At 57.6% G+C, this 15,653-nt stretch carries 13 protein-coding genes and 1 tRNA gene; 11 read left to right on the top strand and 3 right to left on the bottom strand.

The features are described 5' to 3' along the window. The coding region (locus tag Q666_RS65775; RefSeq protein ID WP_161633191.1) for a potassium channel family protein at positions 1-602 on the bottom strand (602 nt) is incomplete at its 3' end. A gap of 841 nt (positions 603-1,443) precedes the next feature. On the opposite strand from Q666_RS65775, the gene Q666_RS66120 reads away from it, so the two are divergent. The 3 genes from Q666_RS66120 to Q666_RS60930 all read left to right on the top strand — a co-directional run bounded on the left by Q666_RS66120 (position 1,444) and on the right by Q666_RS60930 (position 4,566). Continuing rightward, on the top strand, positions 1,444-2,250 hold the full coding sequence (locus Q666_RS66120; RefSeq protein WP_152533458.1) for a HipA family kinase: 807 nt from the start codon (positions 1,444-1,446) through the stop codon (positions 2,248-2,250). Continuing rightward, on the top strand, positions 2,247-3,083 hold the full coding sequence (locus tag Q666_RS60940; RefSeq protein WP_022998164.1) for a DUF3037 domain-containing protein: 837 nt from the start codon (positions 2,247-2,249) through the stop codon (positions 3,081-3,083). The genes Q666_RS66120 and Q666_RS60940 overlap by 4 nt, the downstream gene beginning before the upstream one ends. A 763-nt stretch (positions 3,084-3,846) precedes the next feature. Continuing rightward, positions 3,847-4,566: a DUF1353 domain-containing protein gene (locus tag Q666_RS60930; RefSeq protein ID WP_035909872.1), complete on the top strand. Its 720-nt coding sequence runs from the start codon at positions 3,847-3,849 to the stop codon at positions 4,564-4,566. A 481-nt stretch (positions 4,567-5,047) separates the two neighbouring features. On the opposite strand, the gene Q666_RS60925 is transcribed toward Q666_RS60930, so the two are convergent. Together Q666_RS60925 and mnmA are read right to left on the bottom strand one after the other, a co-directional pair. Continuing rightward, positions 5,048-5,124, bottom strand: a tRNA-Met gene (locus Q666_RS60925). Positions 5,125-5,238: 114 nt separating this feature from the next. Further along, complete coding sequence (mnmA, locus tag Q666_RS60920) at positions 5,239-6,417, bottom strand: tRNA 2-thiouridine(34) synthase MnmA (protein ID WP_035909942.1); 1,179 nt, start codon at positions 6,415-6,417, stop codon at positions 5,239-5,241. Positions 6,418-6,725: 308 nt separating this feature from the next. On the opposite strand from mnmA, the gene Q666_RS60915 reads away from it, so the two are divergent. The 8 genes from Q666_RS60915 to Q666_RS60880 all read left to right on the top strand — a co-directional run bounded on the left by Q666_RS60915 (position 6,726) and on the right by Q666_RS60880 (position 15,595). After that, a complete protein-coding gene (locus tag Q666_RS60915) occupies positions 6,726-8,846 on the top strand; it encodes a flagellar hook-length control protein FliK (RefSeq protein WP_022998159.1) in 2,121 nt (706 codons plus the stop codon). Positions 8,847-8,877: 31 nt separating this feature from the next. Beyond that, positions 8,878-9,537, top strand: coding sequence for a flagellar hook capping FlgD N-terminal domain-containing protein (locus Q666_RS60910; protein ID WP_022998158.1), 660 nt, complete (start codon positions 8,878-8,880; stop codon positions 9,535-9,537). A 381-nt stretch (positions 9,538-9,918) separates the two neighbouring features. Then, positions 9,919-10,194, top strand: coding sequence for a DUF1153 domain-containing protein (locus Q666_RS60905; RefSeq protein ID WP_022998157.1), 276 nt, complete (start codon positions 9,919-9,921; stop codon positions 10,192-10,194). Between the two features lie 310 nt (positions 10,195-10,504). Further along, a complete protein-coding gene (fliF, locus tag Q666_RS60900; protein WP_031268276.1) occupies positions 10,505-12,118 on the top strand; it encodes a flagellar basal-body MS-ring/collar protein FliF in 1,614 nt (537 codons plus the stop codon). 2 nt (positions 12,119-12,120) lie between these two features. Then, complete coding sequence (gene fliG / locus Q666_RS60895; protein ID WP_022998155.1) at positions 12,121-13,167, top strand: flagellar motor switch protein FliG; 1,047 nt, start codon at positions 12,121-12,123, stop codon at positions 13,165-13,167. 38 nt (positions 13,168-13,205) lie between these two features. Further along, entirely contained in the window at positions 13,206-13,898 is a 693-nt protein-coding gene (locus Q666_RS60890) for a FliH/SctL family protein (protein WP_208984228.1), read from the top strand. Further along, a complete protein-coding gene (gene fliN / locus Q666_RS60885) occupies positions 13,895-14,230 on the top strand; it encodes a flagellar motor switch protein FliN (protein ID WP_022998153.1) in 336 nt (111 codons plus the stop codon). Before Q666_RS60890 ends, fliN begins: the two co-directional genes overlap by 4 nt. 12 nt (positions 14,231-14,242) lie before the next feature. After that, positions 14,243-15,595 (top strand): sigma-54 dependent transcriptional regulator, encoded by a 1,353-nt coding sequence (locus Q666_RS60880; protein WP_022998152.1) that lies wholly within the window; start codon positions 14,243-14,245, stop codon positions 15,593-15,595. Positions 15,596-15,653 lie beyond the last annotated feature (58 nt).

The raw sequence follows: 15,653 nt of genomic DNA, 5'->3' as shown, positions 1-15,653 counted from the left end.
CCGAGAAATTCGCGCTTACGATCTACGCTTTCACGCATCACTGATGCCACCACAGCTTCGTTCCCATGAATGATCGAATTTGACTGATTTATATTGAAGATAATGTAGTTTCTGAAATTCGCAAATATGCGAAACCCATCCTCTATTGCCTCCTTTAGGTCTTTGGGATCCACTGAAGAATATTGTTCAGAGTGAATTCGAATGCGTTTGCTAATTCGACTGATCTCTGCGCGAAAATGATCTAAACGCCGTTGAACATCGCTACTGTGAATAAGTGTTAGTGTTGCCTGCGTTCTTTCAGATGATATCTTTCCAATTGCCACCGCAAAAAATGCTAATCCTACAAAAACGGATATTCCTGCCAGAATTCTATTCACTCCCAAAGGTACGTAGTCGCCATAACCAAGCGATGAAAACGTAACCACGGAAAAGTACAACGCATCAGAAAACGCTAAATGTTTCATATTTTGCGAGGTGGAAAAGCCACCGCCAAAAGGCGAATAGTAGAAAAAAACTGCTGTGAGAGTGATGTAAAGAGCAAGCGCTAGTATCAAATCCGAATAACCCAGCCGATCAACGAAGCGCCCCAATCTTGTTGTCATGAGCGGTTTCGAGTGAGCAACCTCGATTGGTCGCGATGATTTTTCTTCTGGGTTAGACATTGGCTCTTGAATAAGTTTGATTGCGACGAGGATTCTTAACACTCGTATGTTGTATATGTCTTACTGAATCAATGAAGCCAGCATTCATATAATGAGCAGGACCAGTCAAACGGCGCCCGAAGTTGGCCTCCACGCCCCTAAGAAGAGTGGTTTTAATCAGCCGCTTCGAATACTGTTCAATCCGGCAAACAGCGTTATTCCATATTGCACATTATGCGAATCCGACAGCTTTGAAGTCGCGGGAAAGGCCTCTCCGGTCAACCGGTTCAAATCCGTGTCCCATTAGTCAAGACTTACCAAGCAGGGCCAATCTCGGCCCATAGCCGCCATAGCAGTAGTCTCAATCAACGCCCGTTTTGCGCTCCCATATAGGTCGGGCACCACGTTGAAGCTTACGTCCGAGAGCAGACATTCATTTGAAGTGCAGCAAATTCAAAGGTTGGGCGGGGATTGGTCTTTTGCTGCGGATCGCACGAATGACCGAAATGGGATCGCTTGCAGAATTGCAGCTTGCTTACTCCATCCTGCAAATACAGGCATTCACACGGATCAGGTGCCGGTTGATCTCGAACCTGAGTCGACATTTGGTTTCTTCAAATATTAGTGCAATGCATGGCAAGATTGCGGAAATTAAACGCCACTTCCCTTCAACCATGTTTTCAATCTCCGACATATGAGACTAAACCCAACGTTGGACATAATTTTACTTTCCCGTCACATTATCGGTCGCCGAGGTGTCGAATACGGCAGCGTATGCAAATGATATAACGCGGGGGGCATCGTGATCCGAGAAGCAGTTTTGAGCCGCTTCGACCGTTCGACGGAAGTTGGAAGAACGGAACCACTCCGAGTAGGGGTATTAGTCGATGACGAAGCTGAACACGATGTCGTGTTGAAAGTTTCGGTTGGTCCTGAATGCAGTATAGAGGGCCTTGCAAACGAAATGCTGGGCTCACTTTTGGCTGCTGATCTGGGATTGCCGGTATGCGAACCTTATTTTGTGAGAATTGAAAGGGACTTTCTCGAAGCCGTGACCGAACCTTCGCTGCGGCAACGCCTCGAGAATTCATGCCCAGTTGCGTTCGGTTCCCAACACGCTGGGGTGCAATGGAGACGATGGCTTCAGTCTGATCGGTTATCAGTAAATCAAATTGATCAAGCGATATCGGTGCTGGCGTTCGACGGCTTTATTGGTAACAGTGACCGCAATCCGAGAAATTCGAACATGCTCGTAAGAAATGAAGATTGGCGGCTCATTGATCACGAAAGCGCATTTCGTTTTCGGATGAAGCTGTTCCCTCGTTGTGAACCATGGTCGCCGGGCAACCTACAGATGATGTGCAACTTCGGTGAGGACAGCGAGCACATTTTTGCGCGCCAACTTGCCGGAAGAAACGACCTTGATTTTGCGCCGACAAGAGCCCGATGGGAAGGCTTGTCAGATGTCAGGTTAGCGCAATATGACGCGGCACTACCCGACGAATGGGAGGAGGTTCGTCCTTTCCTAAGCGAGGCTTTGGAGCATATTAAACAGATCAGGGATCAGATCGACCGTTGCATAGGAGAGATCGAGAGAGTGCTGTCATGATAAGAGAGCCTTATACATATGCGATTTTGAGATATCGACATGATGCAGTTGCTGGAGAGCAGATCAATATTGGAATAATTCTCTACGCACCGAAAAGCGGTTATCTCGGGTCTAAGTTCAAGAGGGCGCTCAGCCGGATCACGAAAGTTTTTCCAACCGCTAGCGGTCCAACACTTCGTCACGATATTCGACAAATCGACCGCGCGTTCATGAACCTTGGCAAACACCGTGAGACGGCCGATCTTTTGTCAAAAAGTATGAACGCGCTCTCATTCGGTCACAAAGTTATTGCCGTCGATGACAGTTCTCTTGTTTGGAGTGAACTAGGCTCTGGCGTGACGACAAACCCTCAGAAAACGCTGGACGATCTCCATCAACGCTTTATTGGCCAATACGATGAGGAATCCGTCCATCGCCGAGCAGATGGAGACATTTGGAAGCCTTTTCGCGACAAATTGTTGGAACGAAAAATCGACGGAATATTCCAAAAGAAAGTAATTCGTTCGTCACGCAACGAAGTTGAGTTCGAGCACGCTTGGAAGAACGGAAAGTGGCATTGCATTCAACCACTGTCGTTCGATTTGACAACTGAAGAAGGAGTTCAGGACAAAGCTGCTCGATGGGTCGGAACGATGGTCGGACTTTCCAAAAGCACCGAAGACTTTAAGACGTACTTCCTAGTTGGAGCGCCATCGGATAAAAACATGTTGCCCGCGTATAAACGAGCACTGGAATTCCTACACGATGCACCTCTTGACCCGGAGATAATTCCGGAGAGTGAGATGGATAGCCTCGCTGACGATTTGGCCGATAAAATTAATGCCGATCACTGATTGGTGGAGTAATCTGGGACTTCTGAAGTGTTTCTCTCCAATCTGCTGAAATAACTCAGTCGGCTTTGGCGACCTGCTTGCTAAAGGGGCAACGTACAAATGGCGACCGCGAAGCGGACATGACGAGTTGGCAACATGAAAGTTCTGTAGGGGCCGAGAGTGGTGACCAAGCTATGGCAAGATCATGATCGGGACGCTGTATCGCGGCAAGTCCACTCCGAGCCTTCGACGACACCAAAACGCTCGCGGTTAACGCCGTTTGTTTTCCGAAACGTGGTAAACCTCATAGCTTCATAATAGGCATCCACCACTGCTTCGGTTAGGTATGCCTGTTTCAGTAATCGCTCCTATTTTTATTCCGGCCGTCGAGCACCATCTCTTCTCGATAGATGTCACCGAGACGAGCCTCTGCCAGCCATCGGCGAGCTTTCTGAAGCGGGATTTCGTAGGCTGGGTCATTCCGATCCAGAACTGTGATGGTAAAACAAGTCGCTTCGGCTTCCAGCGATCGTGAGGACCATTTTCGGTAAGGTCCGATTATCCCAGCGGGCCCCTTCAACGCCTCTTGTGCAGATGTCGCAGCGCTGATCCATATGCAATTAATAGCTGCATGTGCACTAAGTGCAACCTGGAAGGATTCTGGAATTCCGTATGAGCCAAAAAGCACAGCGTCCACACCTAGCTGTTCGTATTCCATAAACACCTTCCCGTTGATCGTCGCTGCGGAATTGCTAGTCTAGCAATTAGAAGGAAGGGCGGGGCCATGAAAATTCTACTCGCGACATCCACCATCGCATTGGGCCTATGGCTAGGCAGCGCTAGCGCTTCCGCGGCGCCGTTTTGCCAGGGTGCCAGCGATCGAAATTGCTTCACCGGCAAATTCGGGTTGGTTGATATTCCAGACGATCCCAACCACAAGCTGCTCGAGGCAGATTTCGGCTACATCGATGCCAAGGGCGTGGGCTGGCAGACCAACAAGGCAACCAAGACGGACGGGGCATCGATCCCGCCGCTGCTGCAACCTTTCGTGGGGTCTCCATGGGAAGACAGTTACATCCGCGCCGCGGTGATCCACGACTGGTATTGTGATCGACATGTTCGAACCTGGAAAGAAACACATCGCGTTTTCTATGATGCAATGCTCGCCAGCGGTTTACAAAAACCGAAAGCCAAACTTCTATTTTACGCAGTCTACGCTTTCGGTCCGCGCTGGGGCTATCTCGTTCCTGGCCAATCCTGTGCCGCTGGGAACGATTGCATTCAGATGACGGGAACAGAAGCGGCATTCGTTCAACTGCCCGGCGAACTGCAAGATCAATCCGGAGCTGGGGAATTGCGAGCAATTGAGGCGACGATCGTCCTCAAAGAGGAATCCGCGGATGCATTGACCCTTGATCAGCTCATGGCAATCGCCGACAAGGCCCATCCGAAACAGTTACTTAAGGACGAGAAGCCCACAGGCGGCATTGGGATCACGAAGTGATCCACATATGGTCGCAAAGTGAGGGATGAGACGTACATGATTTTCGATGTGAATGAACGGCAGAAGGCGCTAACCGCCCTGCATGGGCAACATAACGTCGATATGAACTGCGTGAACGTTCCAACGATGAGAACCCAGGCCGTGTGGACGGCTTTTGGACTCGATCCTGCCGTGCACTGCTAAACCCACCCAGGTCAGCTTTGGGCCGAAATCGCCTGCGCCGCCGGGACAGATGAATGACTGTTTCGCTCGGATCATCTGTCACGAGCAGCCTGCTTCCTGACAGTCCCACCTAAGACGTTTGTGGCCCCTGGTGAAAAAATGGGGTGTGATCAATTCGGCGGGCGCTGAAACCAAACTGTTGGCTGCGATGCCTGACCACAAGTAGCTGAGAAATTGCTTTCGCGCTCTTGCGGGCCGCAAGCAGAGTTAGCCTGCGATCATGTTGCGACTACGGTACGAAGATCTCGTTGCAAGATGTTGGTAGCGGAGGAGGGACTCGAACCCCCGACACGCGGATTATGATTCCGCTGCTCTAACCGGCTGAGCTACTCCGCCATCCCGTGCGATCCGGGCCTAGGTGGCCCGCGCGACGTGGGGTGCTTATAGTGAGGCGGCGGGCGGGCGTCAAGCGTTGAATTGGCGTCCGGCCGCAAAGTTTTTTGTCTGGCCTCAGGCCGCGGAAACCGGGGCTTTGACCTGTGGAAAATCGATCGCCCAGTCGCCCGTGCGTTCGGTCTTGTGGATCCAGCCACCGCCTAGAACACGGGCTGTTTCGTCATCCGTATCAAAGAAGACGCAGGCCTGGCCCGGGGCGACGCCGGTTTCGCCGTTGGCAAGATCCACGAACGCCTTGCCGTTCAGGATGCGCAAGGTTGCCGGTGCCGGCGGGCGGGTGGAGCGGACCTTGGCGAAGAGCTCGATCTCGTCGCCTTCGTCCAGCGGCTGATCGCCGATCCAGTTCATTTCGCGCAGCAGGATGGTGCGGGTCGCCAGTGCCTCACGCGGGCCGACGACGACACGGCGCTCGTCCGGGTCGAGGCGCACCACATAGAGCGGGTCCCCCGTGGCAACGCCAAGGCCGCGGCGCTGGCCGATGGTGTAGTGGATGATGCCGTCATGCTCACCCAGCACACGGCCGTCCATATGGACGATCTGGCCCGGTTCGGCCGCATTGGGGCGCAGCTTGCGGATGACCTCGGCATAATCGCCGTTGGGCACGAAGCAGATGTCCTGGCTGTCCGGCTTGTTGGCGACGGTCAGGCCGAATTCGGCTGCAAGCTCACGCACCTTCGACTTGGGCATGCCGCCAAGCGGAAAGCGGATGAAATCGAGCTGGTCCTGCGTGGTGGCGAACAGGAAATAGCTCTGGTCGCGGTCAAGATCGGCCGGGCGGAAAAGCGCGCGCTTGTTGCCCTGCTGGGCGGAGCGGACATAGTGGCCGGTTGCCAGTGCATCGGCGCCAAGATCCTTCGCGGTCTTCAGGAGATCGGTGAACTTGACCGTCTGGTTGCAGGACACGCAAGGGATAGGGGTTTCGCCGGCGATGTAGCTGTCGGCGAAACGGTCCATGACCTGTTCCTTGAACCGGCTTTCATAATCCAGCACGTAATGGGGAATGCCGATGGTTTCGGCCGCGCGGCGGGCATCATGAATGTCGACGCCCGCGCAGCAGGACTTCGCCTTGCTGACGGCGGCGCCATGATCATAAAGCTGCAGGGTGACGCCGATGACGTCGTAGCCTTCGGCCTTCATCAGGGCGGCCACGACCGAGCTGTCGACCCCGCCGGACATGGCGACGACAACGCGAGTGTCTTCCGGGCGGCCGGGCAGATCCAGACTGTTTCGCATCCAGTGTACTTCCAGAAGTTTTTGGCCGATCGCGCAGGCGGGGCGGTTGTCCGTCCCGAGCCTTCCACGCCCTGCCGGGCGGGCGGCGATCAAGGGCCCTATTCAAAGTTGGCGGCACTATACAGATAAGGAGAGCGGCTGCCAATTGCTTCCCCCGCATGGCAGGCACGCTTTGCCTGACCGGCAAAGCTTGCCGCCCGAAACCCGAGGCAGTTTCGCGTCGTCTTTGAAAAAGGTGAGTAAAATCAAGGGGTCTGACAGGGTTTAACGTTTGGCCCGATGTTTGCTTTCTATTCCGGTGACGAAATATGCCCGCCGGTGCGGGCCGGGATCTGGGGGCAAGCGTGCTGCCATTTGGACTGACAACGGATGTTTCTGCCGGGGCGCTGGCAGCAGGTGCGGGCAGCGCACTTGCTGGCGGGCAGGCTTCTGCAGGTGCGGCTGCTTCCTCTGTTGGGGGCAAGGCAAACGGATTTGCCGACGAGCTGAGCTCGATCTCGGGGCAGGGCGCCGCGAAGGGCGCAGGGCAAGACAAGGGTCAAGTCAGTGCCGTGGTTTCCACCAAGACCGGCCGGGCGGTCGATCCGGTGAAGTCGGGGCCGGTTGCCGCGCAGATCCAGACCTCCGTGGTGACAGGCGAGCTTGCATCCGCCGTTGCGGTGGATCCGACGGTCCCGGTTACCGATCCTCTTCTTTCCGGTGATATCGTGGCCGGCACTCCGCCGCTCAACGCGGGGCAACCCGGTGATGCGGATCAGGGTCTGCTTCCCTCTGAAGGTGATGAGGCAGCGCAAACCGCCGACGTTGCCCTGGCTGCGGAATTTGTGCCGGTCGCTCCTGTTGCACCTGTTGTTCCGGCTCCTGCTGGCGAAGGCGCGGCTATCACGCCTGCCTCTGTCGATGCGGGCGCGCCCGGTGCAGCTCTGTCGGGAGGCGCAGGTCTTGCAGGCAGCGTTCCGGCAGTGCCTGCCGCTGGTGCCGCGAGCGGGGCTGCGCCTGTTCCCGCGGCAGATGCAGGAGCTGGTGCCGGTTCCGGAGGTTCTGCACCGGCTACGGCACCGAACTTTGCCGGCGCGCTGAACGGTGTTGAGGCAGGTGCCGCGCAGCCTGAAGCAGCCGGACAGACAGCACCTGCTACAGCGGCGGAGGCGCAGGCGGCAGTTGCACGGCCAGCGCCTGCCACGACAGAGCGCCGCTGGCAGAGCGAACTGCCGAAAGAATTCCGGGCGTCGGTAACGCCCGCCGCTCAGCCAGCCGGCCAGCAGCCGGCCGTGACGTTGCCAGTCCAGGCAAATATGCAGGCCGGCGCGGTGGTTGGCGGTCAGGCGCCGGGGCAGGGGGCTGGTGAAGCGCCTGGTCTCCAGGTTGCCGCGGCAACGCCTGCCGGAACTGTTGCTGCGTCTGTCTCGGGAGTCGCCAAGGCTGTTGCGGCATCTGAAGGCGCGCAGGTTCCTGCAGTGCCTGCCGCACCCGTGGTGGATGGTGAGACGTCAGCCCAGCCGGTAGCGGCGAACACGCAAACGGGTGAGGCGAGCGCACAGGCAGGAACCGCGATGAGTGCGGCCACCACGCAGGTTGCCGCCGCCGTGAATGCGGGTGCCGTTCCTGTTCAGCAGCCGGTTCAGGCAACGCCGCAGCCGGTGTCGTCTGAACAGTTGCTGGCTGGTGAGCCTGTTGCCGAGGAAGGTACGGGTCTCGTCAAACCGGTCACGGGTGAAGCTTCCGGTCCGCAGGGGGCAGGCAATACGCAAGATGCTGCTGCCGGACCTGCTGCCAAGGGCGCGGAGCAAACGGGACCTGAGCCGCGTGGCGCGGCCCTGGCTGGTCCTGTCGCTGCTGCGGCGCTGTCGAATATTGCGGCTGACGAAGCGGATATGCCTGCTGAATTGCAGCACACCAGCATTTCCGGCGAGTTCGGTGCGGCAACGGTACGCGGCGGCGATCTGGCAGGGGCAATGCGGACCGAGAGCCTGCAGGCGCCCAGCCAGAGCCAGTCCGGCCAGGTGGCTACCCAGGTGGCCGCGGAGATTGCGCGCAATCTGAAGGATGGTCAGACCCGTTTCCAGATGCGTTTCGACCCGCCGGAGCTCGGCCGGGTCGAGGTTGAGATGAAGGTTTCTCACGACGGCAAGGTCCAGGCCCACCTGCGTGTCGACCGGCCGGAGACGCTGGACATGTTCCTGCGTGATCAGCGCGGCCTGGAGCGGGCGCTGGAAGCGGCAGGGCTCAACCCGGATTCAGACAACCTGCAATTCTCCCTGAGACAGGACGGCGGCCAGCAGTTCGGCTCCGAACAGGGAGGGGATGGACATCAGCCGGCCTCGAATGGTGGCGGAGGCACGGTTTCCGCGGAAGCCGATCCGATGCTTGAAGACATTGTCAGAATGACCATCGCGGAACAGCGCGGCGGCCTGGACATGAAAGTGTAACGGGGCGAGTTGCTGCCTCAGGAGTGAAAAAATGACAACCGTTTCTCCAACTTCCTCTGCATCGTCGCAAACCGGCTCGGCAACCAGCCAGGCCGGCCTCATCGCCGATTACGAACTGTTCCTGAGCATCCTGACGACGCAGATCCAGAACCAGGATCCGCTGGATCCGCTGGACTCGGCCGAATACACCAATCAGCTGGTTCAGTATTCGAGCGTCGAGCAGGCCATCAAGCAGAACCAGAACCTTGAAGAAATCATTGCCTCGCTGACGAGCAACCAGAGCATGAGTTACGTCAGCTATATCGGCAATGAAGTGACTGCTGATGCTTCCACGACGACCCTGTCGGGCAGTCAGGCCAGCTGGAGCTATAATGTGGCGGAAGATGCGACTGGCACCTTCGAGATCCGCAACACCAGCGGGTCCATCGTCTATAGCGGCGACATCGAGCTGGCAGCAGGCGACGGCACCTTCTACTGGAACGGGCAGACTGATTCCGGCCAGCAGGCCGTGAACGGGCTCTACACCATCTCCTTTAATGTGAAGGACGCCTCCAGCCGGCCGGAAACCGTCAAGACGACCGTATCGGGCATCGTCGACAGCGTGGACTGGTCCAGCGGCGAAGCGGTGCTGAAGGTTGGCAGCCAGGAGTTTCCGGTCAGTTCCGTGGTGTCGGTCGCCCGACCGTCCTGATCAGCCACACATTCTCATTTTTTGAAAACCGCTCCGGATGCCTCCGGGGCGGTTTTTCGCGTTTTCTCGATGTTTCAAGGGACTGAGGGTAATCCGCGGGACATTTGCCGGCACAAAAAACAAGAATGAAGTGTGGCCGGAGGAGGGATGCAATTTTCAGGTTAATCGAATTGCCTTGCAAATTGCACGGTCAGGTAAATATGGTTAACGATTTCATATAATACTATTTAGAATTGGACCCTTTATCTTTGCGAAATCCTAAATATCATTCACTAAATTTAGATTTTATAGTTAATAAAAACACAATTTTGCTTTAGGCGTTTGTTAAGCGTCATCTTGTAGTCTCAAATCAGCCTTGGTCATGGTTAGTGTGAGAGTACAATGACCGAACACATTCGTTCGCGTGTAAAATATGTCATCGGACCGGACGGGAGCCCGCTTACCATTGCGGACCTGCCTCCGACTTCGACAAAGCGGTGGGTCATCCGCCGCAAGGCAGAGGTGGTTGCCGCAGTTCGCGGTGGCTTGTTGTCCCTTGAAGAAGCGTGCCAGAGATACACTCTGACAGTTGAGGAGTTCCTCTCCTGGCAAAGCTCGATTGAAAAGCACGGTCTTGCCGGGCTTCGAGCGACCCGGGTCCAGCAATATCGAAATTGACCCGGAACACGGTTTCTGCAATGCGCCGGTGGGGCGCAATCAAAAGGTCGGCACTGCCGGCCTTTTTATTTGTCTTGCTGTCCGTACGGAACTTATCCAAAAATTAATGAGGTAGGCAGTTTTTCCCCACCTCAGTTGCAGTTTGCATTAATCGAAATGGCGGAAACCCGCCGATCCGCCCCTATTGGAAAGGTTTTGTTAACCACTTGTTAACCACCTGGGCGGCAAATTTTGCCCATCGAAGGTGTGGCGTGCCCAGCCGACTCCAATAATAACGGCAGGGGCATGTTTCAAATGCGGGCGGGCATTCGTGAACGGACTTGTAGAATTCATCAGAACCTTGGGGGCGGCACGCATTGCTGCAATGGGGGCAGTTGCCGCCATCCTAGTCGGCGTCTTCGCCTTCATCATCTTTCGGGTGACGGCACCCCAGATGACGACACTCTACAATGAGTTGACCCTTGAGGATTCCGCATCGATCGTTTCCCAGCTGGAAAGCCAGGGCGTGCAATTCGAGATCGCCCGTCAGGGTGCCTCCATTCTTGTTCCGAACGAGCAGGTCGCCCGCCTGCGGATGCAGCTTGCCGCTGAAGGCCTGCCGACCGGCGGCTCTATCGGCTACGAGATCTTCGACCGTTCAGACACTCTTGGCGCCACCAGCTTCGTTCAGAACATCAATCACCTGCGCGCCATGGAAGGCGAGCTGTCGCGCACGATCGGCTCCCTCGACCGCATCCGTGCCGCCCGTGTTCACCTGGTTATCCCGGAGCGCCAGCTGTTCCAGAGAGACCGCCGTCCGCCGTCCGCGTCCATCGTGCTGAACGTTCGTGGTGCCCTCGGCCCGGGCGAAATCCGCGCGGTCCAGCATCTGGTTGCCACCGCGGTTGACGGACTTGAGCCCGACCGTGTCTCGATTGTCGACGAAAGCGGCCGTCTGCTGGCTTCCGGCGCGGGCAACGACGAAGACGGTCTGATGACGAATTCGCTGCAGGAGCGGACTGTCGAGGTCGAAGGCCGGCTGCGCAACCAGATCGAGGAAATTCTGAACTCCGTCGTCGGCCCTGGACGGGCACGGGTTCGCGTCAACGCGGAAGTCGACTATAATCGCCTGACGGAGACCACCGAGACCTTCGATCCGGACGGACAGGTGGTGCGTTCGACCCAGTCCAAGGAAGAAGCTTCTTCCGCCGTGTCCCGGAACGGGCAGGTTACTGTTGCCAACCAGCTTCCGAACGCCGATGCTGGTCAGGGGCAGGCAGAGCGCGACACGTCGTCCATTACCGAGGAAATCGTCAACTACGAGATTTCCCACTCGACCCGGACCGAAGTTGTCGAAGCTGGCAAGATCAAGCGTCTGTCCGTTGCGGTGCTGGTTGACGGCACCTACCAGCCGGACGGCAATGGCGGCAGCACCTATACACCGCGCGCCCAGGAAACCCTGGACCGGATCGCTGTTCTGGTGCGCTCCGCAGTCGGTTTCGATGCCGAGCGGGGCGACGTTGTGGAAGTCGTGAACCTGCAGTTCGCCCTGCCGCCGCAGGACGACCTGCTGGCTGAAAGTGACAGCCTGTTTGATTTCACCCGCAACGACATCATTCGTTTTGCCGAGCTGGGTGTTCTGTTCCTGATTGCCGTGATGCTGCTGCTCTTCGTGGTTCGCCCGCTGCTACGCCGCATCGTGACACCGGAAGAAAAGCAACCGCAGGAGCTGATGATCGGTCCGGATGGGACGCTGGTAGTGGAGACGGAAGTGCCACAAGAAGAATCGGCTGAAGACGAATTCGTGATCGAATGGCTGGAACAGGCCAAGCAGGAAGGGGCCATGCAGGCAAGCTCGATTGCCAAGGTAGGCGACATGATCAAGGACCATCCGACCGAAGCGGTGACCATCGTTCGCGGTTGGCTGGATGAACAGGCGGCCTGACGGTGAGCGATCAACTCCAGAAACAGCTGCAGGTCAGCGCGGACGAAGAAGAGCGCGAGCTGAAAGGAGCGGAACGGGCAGCCGTTCTGCTTCTCGCGCTTGGCGAGTCCCATGGTGCGCCGATCTGGGCAAAGCTTGACGAGATCGAGGTGCGCCAGGTTTCGGCCGCGATGGCCAACCTCGGTCCGGTCACGCCGAACATGCTGGAGAACCTGTTCAAGGATTTCGTGCGCCGCGTCAGTTCCAAGGGATCACTGACAGGGAACGTAGATGCGACCGAGCGGCTGCTGGCCAGCTTCCTGCCGGGCGAGAAGGTCTCCATCATCATGGAGGAAATCCGCGGTCCGGCCGGGCGTAACATGTGGGAGAAGCTCTCCAACGTGCAGGAGAACGTTCTCGCCAACTATCTGAAGAACGAATATCCGCAGACGGTCGCTGTGGTGCTGTCGAAGATCAATTCCGACCACGCCGCACGGGTGCTGGGCATTCTGCCGGAGGAACTGGCGCTGGAAGTGGTCAGCCGCATGCTGCGCATGGATGCCGTCCAGAAGGAAGTTCTGGAGAAGGTGGAGCAGACGCTGCGCGTGGAATTCATGTCGAACCTCACCAACACCTCGCGGCGCGACAGCCACGAGATGATGGCGGAGATCTTCAACAATTTCGATCGGCAGACCGAAGCCCGCTTCCTGGCAGCCCTGGAAGAGGACAACCGGGAAGCTGCCGACCGCATCAAGACCCTGATGTTCACCTTCGACGATCTGTTGAAGCTGGACGCAGCCAGTGCACAGACATTGCTCAGGCACGTCGAAAAGGACGCCCTGGCCATTGCACTCAAGGGCTCCACGGATACGGCAAGGGAATTCTTCTTCGGCAACATGTCGTCGCGCGCCGCAAAGCTTCTGCAGGACGATATGGATGCGCTCGGACCCGTGCGGTTGCGTGATGTGGACGAAGCGCAGACCGGCATGGTGAACAAGGCCAAGGACCTGGCAGCCAAGGGCGAGATCATGATCTCCAAGTCCAAGGGCGAGGATGAAATTATCTACTGATGCGGCAAACGGCAGGCACTTACAGCAGAATGGGACGCATGACCAACCCATCGAAATTTCTGTTCAACGTCGACTTTTCCGAGCCTGAAGAGCCGGAAGAGGTCGCTCCCGTCGAGCCGGAGATACCGATGATTCCGGTCGCCCAGCATGAGGAATTGCTGAAGAAGGCAAGGGCCCAGGCTTTCGAGGAAGGCCGGGTGAAGGCGCTTCAGGACCTGCAGACCAAGCAGGAGACGTTGCTTACGGCGGAAGTCAATCATCTGGCCGGAGCGGTTTCGCGGGTGCTGGAGACCCTGGACGGGCAGGTGGCGGAACGCGAGAAAGATGCCATCAGTCTCGCTTTTCTTGTGGCCAGGCGTCTGTGTGCCCATCTGATCGCACGCCAGCCGCTGGCCGAGACGGTAGCTTTGGTGTCAGAATGCCTGGGACCGCTGCGCAAGGCGCCGCATCTCGTCATCCGTATCGCCGAGAAGGATGTCGAGGCGCTGAAGGCCCAGGTGGATCCGATCATTCACGAAAAGGGCTTCGAAGGACGGCTGGTCATTCTCGGCGAGCCGGAAATCGGCCGCGGCGATTGCCATATCGAGTGGGCCGACGGCGGGATCAGACGCGACCGCAAGGCGATCGAAGCCGAAATCGATGCCAGCATTCGTTCCTACCTGCGAGGGCGCAGCGCGGAAAGACGAGGCAAAACCTCCGACACGTCGGCGGAAAAGGAAACTGACGCATGAGCGACGAGCAAGATCACAATATCCCGCTCGACGAGCTCGAGGCGCCGCAGCGCCGGCTCGACGATGGCGAAATGCATGTACCGCAGTCCGCGGCTGACCTTGAGGCCGTGTTCGATGTTCCTGTGCGCATTTCCGCCGTTCTGGGGCACTCCAGAATGCATGTCTCGGACCTGTTGAAACTGGCATCCGGAACGGTTCTGGAACTCGACCGGAAGGTGGGGGAAGCCATCGATATCTACGTGAACGACCGGCTGGTCGCCCGCGGTGAAGTCGTCCTGGTGGAAGACAAGCTCGGCGTGACCATGACTGAAATCATCAAGACGGATCGATAGGGAAAGTAACGGATGCGGCTGTTAATTGTCGGAACGCTCGGCGGTCAGCTGACGACGGCTTCCAAGATCGCGATGCAGGGCGGGGCCCAGGTCACCCATGCGGACGGTATCGAAGGTGCCTTGAGGGTGCTTCGGTCCGGGCGCGGAGCGGACCTCCTGATGGTCGAGGTTCATCTCGACATTGCCGGGCTGATCCAGAAACTCCAGAACGAACGCGTGCATGTGCCGGTGGTGGCCTGCGGCGTTGAAACGGATGCACAGGCCGCTGTGTCTGCCATTCGGGCAGGCGCAAAGGAATATATCCCGCTGCCGCCCGATCCGGAGCTGATCGCAGCCGTTCTGGCGGCAGTTGCCCAGGAACGTGGCGACCTGATCTATCGGGACGATGCTATGGCATCGGTGGTCAAACTTGCCGAACAGGTCGCGCCATCCGATGCTTCGGTGCTGATCACCGGTGAATCCGGCACGGGTAAGGAAGTCATTGCCCGCCATGTGCACAAATGCTCGAACCGGGCCTCGAAGCCGTTTATCTCGATCAACTGCGCGGCCATTCCCGAACATCTTCTGGAATCCGAACTCTTCGGCCACGAGAAGGGCGCCTTCACCGGCGCCGTTGCCCGTCGGATCGGCAAGTTCGAGGAAGCCGATGGCGGAACGCTGCTGCTTGATGAAATTTCGGAAATGGACGTTCGCCTGCAGGCCAAGCTCCTGCGCGCCATCCAGGAGCGAGTGATCGACCGCGTCGGCGGCACGCGCCCGGTTCCGGTCAACATCCGCATTCTGGCAACGTCCAACCGGGATCTTGCCGAAAGCGTGCGTCAGGGCCATTTCCGCGAAGATCTTCTGTTCCGCCTCAATGTGGTGAACCTGAAGCTGCCGGCTCTTCGCGAGCGGCCGGCGGACATCATGGAACTCGCCCTGTTCTTCATCAAGCACTACTCGGAAGCCAACGGTGTGCCGGTTCGGCCACTGTCCGTCGAGGCCCGTCAGGCACTGATGTCCAATCCGTGGCCGGGTAACGTGCGCGAACTGGAAAACACCATGCACCGCGCGGTGCTGCTGGCTTCGGGTGGTGAAATCGGCGTCGAGGCGATCCGCATGCCGGACGGCACGCCGCTGAGCGTCTCCAAGGGCGCTGCGGAGCGGGCGGCACAGACGGCGGAAGCCGTGACGCGATCCTTCGTCGGACGCACGGTTGCCGACGTCGAGCGTGATCTCATTCTCGACACGCTGGATCATTGCCTGGGCAACCGGACACATGCTGCAAAAATTCTGGGTATTTCAATCCGGACGCTGCGCAACAAGCTGAATCAATATACCGATGAAGGAATAAGCGTTCCGGGACCGGGCGAAGCCCGGGCCTGATCGCACCGGCAAGAACCATTACGAAGGCCACGTCCGTTGATTGACCCGGGCGGCGGTT

The sequence above is a fragment of the Labrenzia sp. C1B70 genome, from assembly GCF_000475395.1.
GTDB lineage: Bacteria > Pseudomonadota > Alphaproteobacteria > Rhizobiales > Stappiaceae > Roseibium > Roseibium algicola.
This window is presented reverse-complemented; position numbering and strand designations above follow the sequence as displayed.

Excerpts from the sequence above, each read along its gene's own strand:
- Q666_RS60890 (WP_208984228.1), top strand. The coding sequence starts at position 13,206 with ATGACCAACCCATCGAAATTTCTGTTCAACGTCGACTTTTCCGAGCCT.
- Q666_RS60940 (WP_022998164.1), top strand. The coding sequence starts at position 2,247 with ATGATAAGAGAGCCTTATACATATGCGATTTTGAGATATCGACATGAT.
- Q666_RS60930 (WP_035909872.1), top strand. The coding sequence starts at position 3,847 with ATGAAAATTCTACTCGCGACATCCACCATCGCATTGGGCCTATGGCTA.
- Q666_RS60915 (WP_022998159.1), top strand. The coding sequence starts at position 6,726 with ATGCCCGCCGGTGCGGGCCGGGATCTGGGGGCAAGCGTGCTGCCATTT.
- fliN (WP_022998153.1), top strand. The coding sequence starts at position 13,895 with ATGAGCGACGAGCAAGATCACAATATCCCGCTCGACGAGCTCGAGGCG.
- mnmA (WP_035909942.1), bottom strand. The coding sequence starts at position 6,417 with ATGCGAAACAGTCTGGATCTGCCCGGCCGCCCGGAAGACACTCGCGTT.
- Q666_RS60880 (WP_022998152.1), top strand. The coding sequence starts at position 14,243 with ATGCGGCTGTTAATTGTCGGAACGCTCGGCGGTCAGCTGACGACGGCT.
- Q666_RS60905 (WP_022998157.1), top strand. The coding sequence starts at position 9,919 with ATGACCGAACACATTCGTTCGCGTGTAAAATATGTCATCGGACCGGAC.
- Q666_RS60910 (WP_022998158.1), top strand. The coding sequence starts at position 8,878 with ATGACAACCGTTTCTCCAACTTCCTCTGCATCGTCGCAAACCGGCTCG.